This is a genomic window from Armatimonas sp., from assembly GCF_964826245.1.
Genome location: NZ_CBAYMC010000008.1, coordinates 23,018 through 36,725 on the forward strand (window position 1 = coordinate 23,018; position 13,708 = coordinate 36,725).

13 protein-coding genes are annotated in these 13,708 nt (G+C 59.4%); 9 read left to right on the top strand and 4 right to left on the bottom strand.

All coding sequences use genetic code 11. From position 1 onward, the window contains the following. The first annotated feature begins 104 nt into the window (after window positions 1-104). From AC1XOS_RS01860 to AC1XOS_RS01890, 7 genes are read left to right on the top strand one after another with little or no spacing between them, the layout of a single operon-like run. Window positions 105-3,656 (top strand): DNA polymerase III subunit alpha, encoded by a 3,552-nt coding sequence (locus AC1XOS_RS01860; protein WP_481960514.1) that lies wholly within the window; start codon window positions 105-107, stop codon window positions 3,654-3,656. A gap of 9 nt (window positions 3,657-3,665) precedes the next feature. Further along, on the top strand, window positions 3,666-4,574 hold the full coding sequence (locus tag AC1XOS_RS01865) for a restriction endonuclease (protein WP_481960515.1): 909 nt from the start codon (window positions 3,666-3,668) through the stop codon (window positions 4,572-4,574). Between the two features lie 32 nt (window positions 4,575-4,606). Further along, window positions 4,607-4,882 carry a hypothetical protein gene (locus AC1XOS_RS01870; protein WP_481960516.1) on the top strand — a complete coding sequence of 92 codons (276 nt, stop codon included), beginning with the start codon at window positions 4,607-4,609 and terminating at the stop codon, window positions 4,880-4,882. Between the two features lie 6 nt (window positions 4,883-4,888). Beyond that, a complete protein-coding gene (locus tag AC1XOS_RS01875; RefSeq protein ID WP_481960517.1) occupies window positions 4,889-5,677 on the top strand; it encodes a class I SAM-dependent methyltransferase in 789 nt (262 codons plus the stop codon). Window positions 5,678-5,694: 17 nt separating this feature from the next. Beyond that, window positions 5,695-6,258, top strand: a complete 564-nt coding sequence (locus AC1XOS_RS01880; RefSeq protein ID WP_481960518.1) for a Uma2 family endonuclease — start codon at window positions 5,695-5,697, stop codon at window positions 6,256-6,258. A gap of 52 nt (window positions 6,259-6,310) precedes the next feature. After that, window positions 6,311-6,871 (top strand): RNA polymerase sigma factor, encoded by a 561-nt coding sequence (locus tag AC1XOS_RS01885; RefSeq protein ID WP_481960519.1) that lies wholly within the window; start codon window positions 6,311-6,313, stop codon window positions 6,869-6,871. Next, window positions 6,861-7,244 carry a hypothetical protein gene (locus tag AC1XOS_RS01890; protein WP_481960520.1) on the top strand — a complete coding sequence of 128 codons (384 nt, stop codon included), beginning with the start codon at window positions 6,861-6,863 and terminating at the stop codon, window positions 7,242-7,244. Before AC1XOS_RS01885 ends, AC1XOS_RS01890 begins: the two co-directional genes overlap by 11 nt. On the opposite strand, the gene AC1XOS_RS01895 is transcribed toward AC1XOS_RS01890, so the two are convergent. Next, window positions 7,217-9,076 carry a WD40 repeat domain-containing protein gene (locus AC1XOS_RS01895; protein ID WP_481960521.1) on the bottom strand — a complete coding sequence of 620 codons (1,860 nt, stop codon included), beginning with the start codon at window positions 9,074-9,076 and terminating at the stop codon, window positions 7,217-7,219. The genes AC1XOS_RS01890 and AC1XOS_RS01895 overlap by 28 nt on opposite strands. Window positions 9,077-9,137: 61 nt before the next feature. Between AC1XOS_RS01895 and xylB the strand changes: the two genes are divergently transcribed. Next, window positions 9,138-10,643 (top strand): xylulokinase, encoded by a 1,506-nt coding sequence (gene xylB, locus AC1XOS_RS01900; protein ID WP_481960522.1) that lies wholly within the window; start codon window positions 9,138-9,140, stop codon window positions 10,641-10,643. 80 nt (window positions 10,644-10,723) lie between these two features. Here the strand turns inward: xylB and AC1XOS_RS01905 are convergent, their stop codons facing one another. Further along, window positions 10,724-10,897, bottom strand: coding sequence for a hypothetical protein (locus AC1XOS_RS01905; RefSeq protein WP_481960523.1), 174 nt, complete (start codon window positions 10,895-10,897; stop codon window positions 10,724-10,726). 42 nt (window positions 10,898-10,939) lie between these two features. On the opposite strand from AC1XOS_RS01905, the gene AC1XOS_RS01910 reads away from it, so the two are divergent. Next, the gene (locus AC1XOS_RS01910; RefSeq protein WP_481960524.1) at window positions 10,940-11,413 is read left to right on the top strand and encodes a nuclear transport factor 2 family protein; all 474 of its coding nucleotides are present in this window, start codon (window positions 10,940-10,942) and stop codon (window positions 11,411-11,413) included. A gap of 7 nt (window positions 11,414-11,420) precedes the next feature. Here the strand turns inward: AC1XOS_RS01910 and AC1XOS_RS01915 are convergent, their stop codons facing one another. Next, window positions 11,421-12,815, bottom strand: coding sequence for a DUF1501 domain-containing protein (locus AC1XOS_RS01915; protein WP_481960525.1), 1,395 nt, complete (start codon window positions 12,813-12,815; stop codon window positions 11,421-11,423). After that, on the bottom strand, window positions 12,812-13,708 hold an 897-nt coding region (locus AC1XOS_RS01920; RefSeq protein WP_481960526.1), incomplete at its 5' end, for a DUF1553 domain-containing protein. The genes AC1XOS_RS01920 and AC1XOS_RS01915, both read right to left, overlap by 4 nt.

Genomic DNA, 13,708 nt, shown 5'->3' on the forward strand with positions numbered 1-13,708 from the left:
GCCCATTTATGGGTCTTGCCGCGCCAGCGGGCCGCTTCAGCCGCCCGTTTACGCGCCCGTTTCCCGTGCGGTGAAATCGCCGTGTCGCCCGGTATAATGGCCGCATGTCCACCCCGTTTGTCCACCTCCACAACCACTCCGAGTTTTCGCTTCTTGATGGCGCTTCCAAGATCAAAGACATGATCAAGTATGCCGTGGAGATGGAGATGCCCGCGCTAGCCCTCACCGACCATGGCGTGATGTACGGTGCGTTTGAGTTCTACCAGGCAGCCCGTGCGGCGGGGATAAAGCCGCTGGTGGGAACCGAGCTGTATGTGGCGACACGGGGGAGAAAAGACCGCGATCCCAAGAGAGACGGCAACCATCACTTAGTCGCGATTGCCAAGAATGAGACGGGCTATAAAAATCTTATGAAGCTGGTGACGTTGGCGTCGCTGGAGGGGTTTTACTACAAGCCGCGTGTGGACAAAGAGCTGCTGGCGGAGTACTCCGAGGGCCTGATTATTAGCTCCGCATGTCTGGGCGGCGAGCTGGCGCAGGCAGTGATGAAGCAGGGCTACGAGGAGGCCAAGAGTGTCGCGGCGTGGTATCGGGAGGTCTTCAAAGACGATTTCTATCTCGAAGTGCAGGGCCACCACGCCTCGGGGCAGTGGGACGTCAATGAGACCGTCAAGCGCATCAGCCGCGAGATGGGCATTAAGATGGTCGCCACCAACGACAGTCACTACTTAAAGGCCGAGGACGCCGACCCACACGACGTGCTGATCTGTATCCAGACAGGCACCACGGTCAATGACCCCAAGCGCATGCGCTACGAGCCGCGTGAGTTCTACCTCAAAACCTATGCCGAGATGATGGGCTCGTTTGAAAACTTCGCGCCCGATGCGATCGAGAACACGCTAGAAGTCGCGGAGAAAGTGAATCTAGAGATCGAAGTGGGACGTGCCCCCATGCCCGTGATGGGCGTGGATCCTGGCAGTGATGCCCAGACCACGATGATCCGGATGTGCTGGGAAGGACTAGAGCGCCGCCTGCCCAAGCACGAGCTGGAGCATAAAGAGCGTCTGAGCTATGAGCTGGATATTATCGAGAAGACGGGCTTCGCACAGTACTTTCTGATTGTCCGCGATATCGCCCAGCACGCGCGACAGAGTGGGATTTTCTTTGGCGTTCGCGGCTCGGCGGCGGGCTCGCTGGCGTCGTATTGTCTGGGCATTACGGATCTTGATCCCATCGAGTACAACTTGACGTTTGAGCGCTTCTTGAACCCTGAGCGCGTGACCATGCCCGATATTGACATGGACTTCGAGGACACGCGCCGCGCCGAAGTGATCGAGCACGTGACCAAGCAGTACGGGAAAGACAACGTCAGCTACATCACGACTTTTGGGACGCTAGGCGCAAAAGCGGCGCTCCGCGATGCAGGTCGGGCGCTGGCCATGCCCCTGCCCGATGTCGATAGGATCGCCCGCATGATCCCCGCCCTGCCGCTGGGGATCTCAATCAAGCGCGCGATGCACGGCTGGGAGGAGAAAGACTACCCCGGCAACCCCGAGATGGTCGCGGCCTATGAGAACGAAGAGCTAGCTCGAAAGCTCATTGACACGGCCCAGCGCATCGAGGGAATCACCCGCAATGAGTCCGTCCACGCCGCCGGTGTCATGATCGCGGATAGGCCCTTGGTCGAGTACACGCCGCTCCGAAAGCTCAACGACGGCTCCCTGGCAACGCAGTACCCACACAGCTCACTGGAGGCAATTGGGCTACTGAAGATGGACTTTCTCGGGCTCATCAACCTCTCGATTCTGGGACGCGCGGTCAAGCTCATTAAAGAAACGCGCGGCGAGACGATAGATGTCTGGGACATCCCCCTGGACTATAGCCACCCCAACGCACAGAAAGCCTACGACATGCTCGGGCGCGGCGAGACGACCGGCGTCTTTCAGCTAGAGTCGGCGGGGATGCGTAAGTACGTTGTCGAGCTCAAGCCCAACTCAGTCAAAGAGCTCTCGGCGATGGTGGCGCTGTACCGTCCGGGGCCACTCGCCCACATCCCGCGCTTTATCCAGTCTAAGTTCGATCCCGCCAAGATCGAGTATGAGCATGCCTTGCTAGAGCCAATTCTCAAAGAAACCTATGGGGTGATTGTCTACCAGGATCAGGTATTGAAGATCGTCCAGGCTGTGGGAGGACTCACGCTGGGCCAAGCCGACTTGCTGCGCCGCGCGATGGGTAAAAAACAAAAATCCTACATGGACAAGCAAAAAGGCATCTTCATGGAGGGGGCAAAAGAGCGCGGGGTAAGCACCAAGTCTGCGGAGAAGATCTTCGCCGATATCGAGCCCTTCGCCGGCTACGCTTTCAATGGTGCCCACGCCGCGTGTTATGCGATGGTGGCCTATCAGACGGCGTACCTAAAAGCCAACTACACGGCGGAGTATCTTGCGGCGCTGATGGCGGCGTATGTGGAAAAGACCGAGAAAGTGGTCAATACACTGGAGGAGTGCGAGCGCCTCAGCATCCAGATCCTCCCGCCCGATGTCAACGACTCTGAGGCGGACTTTACGGTGAGCCAGCCGACAGAGAAGAAATATGAGGGGGCGGTGCGCTTTGGGCTGCTGGCGATTAAGAATGTCGGGAAAGCGCCCATCGAGACCATTCTCCAGGCACGCAACAAAGGCGGCAGGTTCCACAGCCTCCCGGACTTCTGCACGCGGGTCTTTGCGGAGGGACTGACCTCCAAGTCCGTGATCGAGATGCTGATCAAGGCTGGGACGTTTAAGAGCATTCACCCCAACCGAAGAGCACTGCTGGAGACGCTCGATGATGCCGTGGCTGCCGCCGCACGTGGGGCCAAAGACGCCAAGGCCGGGCTGATTAGCCTCTGGGGCGATGATGCGGGAGAAGATGCCGCGTCGGTGGACTCCGTGCAGGCGCTGCCCAATGTCCCCGATCACCCGCGCGGGATCTGGCTGGGCTGGGAGAAAGAGCTACTCGGGCTGTACTTAACGGAGCACCCGGTAAAACCCTTCGAGCCAGAGCTGCGCCGCAAGTGGCGGGCCTGGCGGGCCGACCAGATCAGTGAGAGCACGCCCAACCAGCAAGTGACCGTCGGGGGAATGATCACCGAGGTGCGCACCAAGTACACCAAGACCGGTAGCGCGATGCTCTTTGTGACCCTGGAGGACACCACCGGCGCGATCAGCGTGACGCTCTTTCCCAAGTGCGCCGCCGAGTACGGCAAGTACGCCATCGTCAACTCTGTCGTCGCGATCGTTGGCCGCGCCCAGCACCGGGAGCGCATCTTAAAGTCCGAGGTCGCGGAAGAAGGCGCAGAGCCTGCCAGCGCGGATAAGAGTGTCCAGATCGAGCTGATCGCCGATAAGATCGAGCGTGTCGTGGAGAACGCCATGGCCGCCGACGCCCGCCCACGCTCCGTCCATGTCCGCATTGACCCCAACAACCGGACGCTCCTGCACATGGTGAAAGAGATGTTCACCAGCAAAGAAGGCGGCTCCCCCCTCTTCGTCCACGCCGAGACCCCCAGCGGCGAGTATCTCATCAAAACCCCGATCTTAGTAGACCCCGACGAGGGCCTGATCGAACAAATCCGGCGCATGCTAGGCGGCGGCCACCAGAAAGCCTGGGTGGAGTAAAATACAACTATGCCTGTCCCCGATTACCAGACGTTCATGTTGCCGCTCTTGAAGTGCGTCGCAAGTGCGCCAAAGCCGTTCAAGATAGTCTGTGATGAGCTGGCACAGGAATTTAATCTCACGGATTCAGATAAGGCAGAGATGATTCCTAGCGGCCTTGCAACTTACATCAGCAGGATTGGCTGGGCTAAGTCCTACTTGAAGCAAGCCGGACTAATCGAGTCACCGAGCAAGGGAATAGTCAAAATCACCATGCAGGGCCAAAAAGTCCTTGCGAATCCGCCCACCAAAATTGACGGTAAATTTCTTGATCAGTTCCCCGAATTTGTCGCTTTCAAAAACAAAACCAAGGCGAAGACAATTGTCTCCACAGTTGCTCCAACCATTCCATTAGAAACTCCAGAAGAAACCCTCCAGCGCATCTGGCTGGAGGTAAATGAGAAGCTAGCTTTAGATATTCTCGATACAGTCAAACAAATGCCTCCCGCCTTTTTCGAGCGTCTCGTCGTGGATTTGATGCTAGCGATGGGCTACGGTGGCTCCCGCGAAGATGCTGGGAAAACAGTAGGTAAAAGCGGAGACGGTGGGATTGATGGGATCATCAACGAAGATCGTCTGGGATTGGACATTATCTACCTTCAAGCAAAACGCTGGAAAGAGAATGTTGGGAGTCCAGCGGTTCAAGGATTCATTGGAAGCCTAGTCAACAACGGGGCCAATAAAGGCGTTCTTCTCACAACTTCGGCATTCACAGAGGATGCACAAAAAGCAGCAAAGAAGAATCCTCAGTACAAAGTCATCCTGATTGACGGTAAGCGCCTCGCATCACTGATGATCGAGTACAACCTTGGTGTGGGAGTTCAAGACACCTACATCGTTAAACGAATCGACCAAGACTACTTTGAGCAACCTGAGTAAGCACAGCGATAAAATAGAGGAGGTGTCACAACATGGTCAATATTGTCGAGCGCTACGGTAACGAAATTAAACAGCTCTCTCACGAGGAGCGGCTGGAGCTTGCCACGCTGATCTTGAACAGCCTAAAGGACGAGGCACCAGCAACTCTTCCCCGCCCCGCAAAGCGCCCCATCGGCTTGGCAGAGGGCCAGTTTGTCGTTCCCGCAGACTTCAACGATCCCCTCCCCGATGAGCTTCTGGATGCATTTGAGGGCAAAGGATCGGCCCAAGCTTCTGACGGTTCTGGGTATTTGATGTGCACGTTATAATACGCTGTGTCTAATCCAACGTCGCCTCTTAAAGAAGCCAACCAATACGACTCTCTACCTGCAATCTACGATGCCTTAATGGGCGGTGTCCCCTACTCCGTGTGGCTGGCACGGATGGAGCGGGCGGTTCGGGAGCGCGATAAGTCCCCCCGCTCGGTGCTGGATGTGGCCTGTGGAACGGGCAGCCTCTCGGAGATTCTTTGGCGGCGCGGGTACCGGCCTGTGGTGGGCTTTGATATCGCCCCCAAGATGATCCAGCTTGCCCAGACCAAGGCGCAGGCAAGGTCCTATGGCATTTCGTACTCCGTGATGGATATCGCGGAGCTGGAGCTGGGCGGGCAGCAGTTCGACTGGCTGGTGAGTGTCTTCGACTCGCTCAACTATGTCACCGATCCCATCAAGCTGCGCGAGGGGCTGCGGCGGCTCTTTGCCCACGCGGCTCCGGGAGCGGTCTTTACGTTTGACATGAACGGGGTCTATGCCCTGCGCCACGGGCTCTTCACCCAGCACGAGAAAAACGGCCCGATTGAGCACGACTGGAAAGCGCACTGGGACGAAGAGACGCGGCTCTGTCGGGTGGAGATGGACTTCTGGGTGACCGATCCGCACACCAGCACCCGCCGCTACTTCCACGAGACCCACCTTCAGCGTGGTTACACCCTAGCCGAGATGAAAACCTGGCTCACCGAGGCAGGCTGGACCCAGATCGAGGTCTTTGGCAACTACGGCGACCGTGCGCCCAACTCCCGCTCCGACCGCTGGCTCTTTGTCTGTGAAAAGCCCGAAGGCCTTTAGTTACGCTACAATAGAGCATGGCCGCACAGAAAATCCCGCTTCTCCAGCCCGACGAATATCTTGCCTGGGAAGCCTCCCAAAAAGAAAAGCACGAGTATATCTCCGGTGAGATACTTGCCATGGCAGGTGCCTCGCCCACACATAACCGCCTCTGTGTTCGGGCACTCACGATTCTGGAACAGGTGCTGGAAGGCAGAGACTGCCTGCCCTTCCCTTCGGATCAAAAAGTGCGGATTCGCGAGGCGGGGCCGTTTTTCTACCCCGATGTGAGTGTGGCGTGCGAGCCGTTTGTCGACGACGAGAGCTGCCTGCGTAACCCGGTAGTGATTATCGAGGTGCTCTCGGAGAGCACGGATCACTACGATCGGGGTGAGAAATGGAGCCACTACCGCCAGCTTCCCTCGCTACGCCACTATGTTTTGCTCTCCCAGACCGAGCCGCTCGCCGAGCACTACAGCCGCGCTTCCGGGGAGCAAGCCATCTGGCAGTTTGTCGAGCTACGCGGCCCCGAGGCGCTTCTTGACCTATCCGCTCTCCCTCTTCAGATTCCCCTGAGCGAAATTTATCGTCGCCTGGCCTAAATTTTCCGATACTCTACGAAGGACTATGCGGAGAGACTCGACGATAGAACAGGTGCGTGTGATTTCCCGCCCGTGGTGGCGACGAAAAGCCTCCGCGGTTGCTTGGACTCCCACCGAGCTACAAGAGCGCTACACCGACGCGGTGTACGGCTATGTGGCGCTTCGGTTGGGCGTGGGAGCCGAGGCGGAGGATGCGACGGCAGAGACATTTGTGGCTGCTTTTACCCGCCTGCACGCCTGCCCCACCCGCGAGAAAATCACCGAAAACGACGACCCGATGCGGGCGTATCTGATTGGAATTGCAAGGCGAAAAGTGGCCGATATTCTTCGCCTGCACCAGCGCCGGCAAGAGACACCACTCTCGGAGACTCTGACCAGTGACGCGACTCAGGAGCACGGGGTGCTGGCGGCGGAGGCAAGTGCCCGGCTCACCGAGATTCTCGCGGCACTACGCCCAGACTACCGTGAGGTGCTGCTCTTAAAGTACGTGGAGGGCCATAGCCTTGCCGAGATTGGGCATGTGTTGAAGCGCTCCCCGACGCAAGTCGGGAGTCTGTTGCAACAAGCACGGGAAGCGGCACGCAGAGAAGGAAACGATTACTTTGGACACTGAAGAGAGTGTTTTTGCGCAGAAGATGCAGGAGGGGCTGCGTGCGCCCGCCGCGCCGGAGCATCTACACCGTCGGCTTCAGGTGCTGGTGGGAGAGGCGACGCCACGTCCACGCCGCGCTCTTCGCAACGCCAGCCTCGCCCTCGCTCCTGCGCTGGTGCTGGCCGGAGCCTTCTATGTTCGGGCCAAGATTCAGCCGCCTCCACCAGCGCCTCTCCCTGTCGCCAGTGCGCCGTCGCCCGATCCCAACGCCGCTGTTGACCTGAAGCATCCCCTGCCAGCGAGCACGGAGTCTATCCCGGAGCCCGGCACACTCTGCCTTCTTGCGCCGGGCTTACTACTCCTGCGCTATCGCCGCTCCCAGATCATTAACTGACCGTGCTCACCGCCTGCGATCAGCTTGCGACCATCAGGGGTGATGGTAAGCGAGGTGATCTCGCCAAAGGGAAAGGGAAGCTCAGCGACGACCTGGCGCTGTGCCACATTGTAGAGACAGACCTTCCCCTTCACTCCCAGAGCCACGTGTTTTCCATCCGGGAGGGCAACGAGCGCCGTGAGGATACCTGGGCTTGCCAGTAGCTCACTCTGTCCCGTCATCAGATCGTAGAGAGCGAGGCCCTCGTAGCAAAAATCAGCAAACACAAACTGTGTTGTGCCGGGCAAGAACGCCACAAAGACCGGACTGCCTCCCAGCTCAGCGACAGCAAAGAAGTGCTTCCCACTCTCCACATCCACCAGGTCAACCCGCAGATCGGACATACGGCGAACCGCCAGGAGCGGCGTTCCTGGCCACCAGTCTATGGCGACAATATCGTTGTCGTCGTCCAATGGGCTAGCGACCTGGCTCTCTTTGGCGCTGAAGAGCGAGACCTCCAGGACTTTCTCGCCTGTTGCCAAGTTCCAGAGGCGCACCGCCTGGTCGTTGCCTCCCCCCGCCAAAAAGTTGCCATCTGGCGAGAGCGCCAGCACGGGCTGCCAGACCTTCTCGGGGAGCTCCAGCGCGTAGTCACGCGCCGCAAGAGGCTCGCCCGTTGCTTTCCAGGTCTGAACCGTGACCCGATCTTGCTGGTTCTCCACCACGACGTTAGGGTCCGTCCGCCGTATACCAACCACCCGCCCCGCCTGAGCACCGTAGACCAGCGACTCCAAGCCCACAGCCTCGTCGCTCCAGACCAGCTCCGCCCCAAGATCCAGTGCCAGAAGCCGTAGTTCCGGGTCGCTGCTACAGCACAAGACGCACTCATCGTTGAGTGGGAGCAGCTGAACAATACCGCTCTGGTGTCCTCCCGATCTAGCGGAAATACCCACGTCCCAGCTGGGGAGATCCCAGAAGCGCAGTCGTCCGTCGGTGCCGCCCACGATTAACTGATCGCCTGCGGGAGAGAGTGCCAAGCACGTGCTCTCAGGAGCGACGATCACCTGCTCCACTTCGCCTGTGGCCAGGTGATGAACCTCCAGGTTTTCGTCACCGGCCACGACAAGCTGCGCCCCCTCCGACGTGAAGGCCCAAGCCATTGCCCACTCTCCCGCGACGGAAATCTCTTGCACGGCTGCGCCATCGCGGGTCTGCCAGATGCGAACCGTGTTGTGCCCCGCAACCCGAGAGGCGAAGCGCTCCCGATCTGCGGAGAGAACAAACTCATGTGCCATATCTGCTTCCGCAGGAACCGTCCAGAGCGCCTTCCCTGTCGCGATCTCCCAGAGTACAAACTGCACAAAACCGCGCTCTTTTACAGCCTCCGCGCAGAGGAGGCGCTCATCGTCCAAAAAGGCAACCCGCACCGACCAGACGCTCGCCGAGGAGACAGGGATGCGCTGGAGGAGCTTGCCGGTCTGCCACTCGCCGACGAAGACATCGCTGCCTGCCGCTAGTGCCATGAGCTGGCCCGAGGGCGAGAGGGCAAAGTGTTGCAGCCCTTCCACGGGGCCGATCTTACGGACGCTCTGGCCACTTTTCAGCGCGATTACCTCGATGTGGTCGTCCTGCTGCCAGAAAAGCGACTGGCTGTCGTGGGAGAAACCAAGATGTTTGCCTCCCGTAAGCGCAAAGTGTTTTCGAGCCTCCGCACGCTCCCAGACAGTCCCCTGCCCGTCGCGTAAGAGACACGACAGCCAGCGGTTATCGGGGGAGCAAACCACCTCCGCGATCGCTGTCGGGTGCGCCCACTTGTCTGGGCTAAGCTGATGGAGAACAATCCAGTCCGTCATAGACTGCTATTTTACACCGGGAAGGATTTTTGTGTGCTCTTTGCGAATTACTAAAGGTAGTATGGCTATTTTTCTTGGCATTGACACCGGCACCAGCGGCACGAAAGCCGTCTTGATTGACCAGAGCGGCAAGCTGCTCGCCTCGGAGCTGATCGAGTACGCACTCTCGACCCCGCGCCCCCAGTGGGCGGAGCAGCACCCGGACACGGACTGGTGGCAGGCGGCGATTAAGGCCATTCAGGGCGTGCTAGCAAAAGCGGGTGTGAGCGGCTCTGATGTCGTAGGCGTGGGGCTGACGGGCCAGATGCATGGCTCGGTGTTTTTAGATAAAAGCCATCAGGTTCTTCGCCCCGCGCTGCTCTGGTGCGATGCTCGCACAGGAGCTGAGTGCGCGGAGATCACGGAGCTTCTCGGAGGCGCGCAGGGCTGCTACGATATTCTTGGTCAGCCGGTCTTTACCAGCTTCACGGCTCCGAAAGTGCTCTGGGTGCGCAAGAACGAGCCTGCGGTCTACGAAAAAATCGCGCAGATCTTGCTCCCTAAAGACTACATACGCTTCAAGCTCACCGGCGAGTTTGCCGCCGAAGTCAGCGATGCCTCGGGAACGTCGCTCTTTGATGTCCGTCAGCGCACGTGGTCAAAAGCGGCTTTGGACAAGCTAGGAATCCCCCGCGAGTGGCTTCCCCGTGTGGTGGAGTCGCCGGAGCAGACGGGGGTGATCTCTGCCGAAGCGGCGGCACTGACAGGGCTTAGGGCGGGGACGCCCGTGGTGGGCGGTGGCGGCGATCAGGCGGCAGGTGCGGTGGGCTGTGGCGTGGTGAGCACCGGGCAAGTGGTCTCGTCACTGGGCACGAGTGGCGTGGTCTTTGCCCACTCCGACACGGCGGCCATTGACCCCCAGATGCGTGTCCAGACCTTCTGCCACGCCGTTCCCGAAACGTGGGGGCAGATGGGCTGTGTGATCTCGGCAGGAGGCTCACTGCGCTGGTACCGCGACACCTTTGCGGAAGGCTTGGGCTACGATGCCATTACCAAAGGTGCGATGACAGCCCCTGCAGGCTGTGAGGGCTTGCTCTATCTTCCCTATCTTGCCGGAGAGCGCAACCCCTACTTCGACCCCGATGCCCGTGGCGTCTTCTTTGGCGCGACTTTGCGCAGTACAAAAGACTATTTTGCTCGTGCGGTTCTCGAAGGGGTCAGCTATGCGTTTAAAGACCTCTTCACGCTCTTTGCCGAGATGGGCGTCCCTGTTAGTGAGATTCGGGCCTCGGGTGGCGGCGCAAGATCGCCCTTCTGGCTTCAGATGATGGCCGATGTGATCGAGAAGCAGCACGTCTTACTCAACATAGACGAAGGCCCGGCACTTGGGGCAGCGTTGCTGGCTGCTGTGGGTACAGGAGCCTATACCAGCGTCCCCGAGGCGTGCGCCGCTACCGTCTCCACTCGTCCTGGGGCGTTGCCCAATACCACGGCCTCGGCAGTCTACAGCCGCTACTATCCCACCTACCGCGCCCTCTATCCGGCGCTCAAGTCGTCGTTTTCGGAGGTCGCTCGCCTCCCTGTCTAATCTCTCCTAAGGAGTCATCCCGTGATGCCCGTGTCCGCGACGTGACCGAGCGTTTGCGGCCCACGATGCCACGGCGTACTTTATGCCACGGCGTACTTTTTTATCTCAGGTGAGACGGAGATCTCACTCTGGAGGTCGAGCAGGCGACGCGCTATACGATTACCCTCCCCAACCAAGCCCCGGAGCTGGTACATCAAGCGCTGGGAGCGCTTCACGGCGGAAGGCTTTGAGAACGATAAACGCGTGGATTTCATTCAAAAAGAAAAAAATAAGAAGAAATAGCCGATAAGAATACTATGCAAAAAACATTACTTGCTCTTGTCGCCTTTGCGGCACTCACGCCATCGGTACTGGCTCAGGATGCACAGAAAGCCATCCAGGCACAGTACGACAAGCGCTCTGCAGCAGCCCTCAAAAAAGACGTGGCGGCGGCTCTGGCGATCAACACCCCGGAGTTTGTCAGCGTCACCATGAAAGGCAAGAAGCAGACACTCGCGCAGATCAAGCCCTTGCTCGTGCAGGTCTTTGCCAAGTCCAAGTCCTACACTGTCACGAGTAAGATCACCCGCTGTAAGGTCACCGGGGACACGGCCACCGCGACGGTCGCTGATAGCGTCAAGATCCTCTTACTCACCAGCACAATCCCTCAGGAGATTGAGACGACGTGTGAGGATAGCTGGGTCAAGAAAAACAACCAGTGGCTCCGCACCCAGACCAAGCGCCTCTCGGAGAAGCTTAAACAGACGAAGCCTGTTAAGTCGGCAAAGTAAGTCCTCCTCAGGCGAGGATCTTCTTCACCACTTCCCCATGCACATCGGTGAGGCGAAAGTCGCGGCCTGAGTAACGGTACGTGAGTTTTTCGTGGTCGAGGCCGAGGCAGTGTAGGATCGTGGCCTGGAGGTCATGCACATGGACCTTGTTCTCCGCGACGTGAAAGCCTAAATCATCGGTCGCACCATACGTCAAGCCGCCCTTGATGCCGCCGCCCGCCAGCCACATTGTGTAGGCTTGCGGGTGGTGGTCGCGGCCTTGCGAGCGGCCCAGCGCGGGGTTGTTCTCCACCATGGGCGTGCGCCCAAACTCCCCCCCCCAGACCACCAGAGTCTCGTCGAGTAAGCCGCGCTGCTTTAAATCTTTGACCAGCGCCGCCGATGCCTGATCGGTCTCACGGCACTTATTTCGGCTCGTCCCCGCCACGTCGGAGTGGGCATCCCAGCCCTCGTGGTAGATATTGACAAAGCGCACGCCACGCTCGATCATCCGCCGCGCCAGCAGACAAGCACGGGCGAAGCTGGGCTTGTCGGGGTCGCAGCCATACATTGCCAGAGTTTCTTTGCTCTCGGATTTTAAGTCCATCAGCTCCGGGGCTGAGGTCTGGAGCTGGAAAGCAAGCTCATAGCTGGCAATGCGCGAGGCGATCTCTGGGTCGGAGTCACGTCGGTTTAAGTTTCCCACTAAGTCTAGCGTCTCGCGCTGTAGCTTGGCGTCTACACCCGCCGGGTTGCTGACATCTAAAATCGGGTCGCCGGAGTTACGCAGGCGCACGCCCGAGTATTTCGTCGGGAGAAAGCCGCTCGACCAGTTAGCCGCGCCGCCCGAGATTCCCGCTCCCGTGCTCATCACCACAAAGTCCGGTAGGTTCTTTGCCCCCGTTCCCAGTCCATAGACCACCCACGAGCCCAGCGCGGGCCGCCCTGGCTGGCCGTTTCCGGTGTTCCAGAAGATCTGCGCGGGGGCATGGTTGAACTGATCGGTGCTCACCGACTGTACCAAGCAAATATCATCGGCGATGCTTCCGAGATGCGGTAGGAGCTCCGAGAGCTCCATCTGGCACTGTCCGTGCTTTGCGAACTTGAAGCGCGGTCCCAGCACGGCGGCATCGGCGCGAATAAAGGCGTAGCGCTGGTCTTTGTACACGGAGGGCGGCAGGGGCTTGCCCTCTAGTTTGACCAGCTCGGGTTTGTAGGTAAAGAGATCGAGCTGCGAGGGAGCACCCGCCATGAAGAGATGGATGACATGCTTGGCTTTCGGGCGAGCCAGCCCCCTAGCCCCCGCCGAGCGGGGGAACTCGCTCGTTAGTAGCCCCGCCAGGGCGAGCTTGCCCACCCCAACACCGCACTCCTCGAAGAAGTGCCGCCGTGTGAGGCTTAAGTTCCGATTTCGTTCGTTCATCTTTTTACAATCGCCTCGTCGAGGTTCAGAATCGCGCGGGCAAGGGCAGTCCAGGCGGCTTGCTCGGGCGTTGCGGTATCACTGCCGCAGAGGGCTTTGGGGTTGAGCTCACCGGCGGCGAACCGTGCTTGTTGTTTTTCGTAAAATCCCTCTAGTGCCGCAAGCTCGTCCCAGTCCGGTGGGCGGGTGACGACTCGGCGGAAGAGGCGTGAGAGGCGTGTGGCACTCAGGCCCGGCTCTTGATTGATTTGTTTGCCCAGTGCCTGCGCCGCCTCCACAAAGACCGTGTCGTTGAGAAGCGCGAGGGCTTGCAGGGGCGTGTTGCTCATCTCACGGCGGGGGCAAGTGGCCTCGCCGCTGGGGGCATCGAAGGTCTGAGAGAGGGCGTAGGGAGCCGTGCGCTTGGCAAAAGTATAGAGACCCCGCCGGTAGCGGTCTTCTCCTGTGCTGACATTCCAAGCCAAGGCTCCGTAGGCTCCCTCGGTGGTGACACTGGGCGGCTGCGGCGGGAAGACGCTAGGGCCACCTATCTTGGAGGAGAGCAGGCCACTGGCGGTGAGCGCATGATCCCGCGCCTGCTCAGCATCGAGGCGCACGCGGGGGCCACGTGAGAGCAGCTTGTTCTCCGGGTCTTTCGCGAGTGCTTGGGGCGTGATTTTTGATGACTGCCGGTAGGTCGCTGCCATCACGATGCGCTTGTGGAGCTTCTTCTGGCTCCAGCCACTTTGCATCAACCCAACCGCGAGGTTGTCGAGTAGCTCAGGATACGTCGGGGGCGTGCCCTGGTAGCCGAAGTCCTCGGTGGTCTTGACGATTCCCTTGCCAAAGAACGCCGCCCAAGCCCGATTGACAATCACCCGTGCCGTCAGCGGGTTCTGCGGACTCACGAGCCA

Bases quoted from the DNA above. Each gene is read 5' to 3' on its own strand.
- AC1XOS_RS01860 (WP_481960514.1), top strand. From the start codon at position 105: ATGTCCACCCCGTTTGTCCACCTCCACAACCACTCCGAGTTTTCGCTT.
- AC1XOS_RS01865 (WP_481960515.1), top strand. From the start codon at position 3,666: ATGCCTGTCCCCGATTACCAGACGTTCATGTTGCCGCTCTTGAAGTGC.
- AC1XOS_RS01870 (WP_481960516.1), top strand. From the start codon at position 4,607: ATGGTCAATATTGTCGAGCGCTACGGTAACGAAATTAAACAGCTCTCT.
- AC1XOS_RS01880 (WP_481960518.1), top strand. From the start codon at position 5,695: ATGGCCGCACAGAAAATCCCGCTTCTCCAGCCCGACGAATATCTTGCC.
- AC1XOS_RS01895 (WP_481960521.1), bottom strand. From the start codon at position 9,076: ATGACGGACTGGATTGTTCTCCATCAGCTTAGCCCAGACAAGTGGGCG.
- xylB (WP_481960522.1), top strand. From the start codon at position 9,138: ATGGCTATTTTTCTTGGCATTGACACCGGCACCAGCGGCACGAAAGCC.
- AC1XOS_RS01905 (WP_481960523.1), bottom strand. From the start codon at position 10,897: ATGAAATCCACGCGTTTATCGTTCTCAAAGCCTTCCGCCGTGAAGCGC.
- AC1XOS_RS01910 (WP_481960524.1), top strand. From the start codon at position 10,940: ATGCAAAAAACATTACTTGCTCTTGTCGCCTTTGCGGCACTCACGCCA.
- AC1XOS_RS01915 (WP_481960525.1), bottom strand. From the start codon at position 12,815: ATGAACGAACGAAATCGGAACTTAAGCCTCACACGGCGGCACTTCTTC.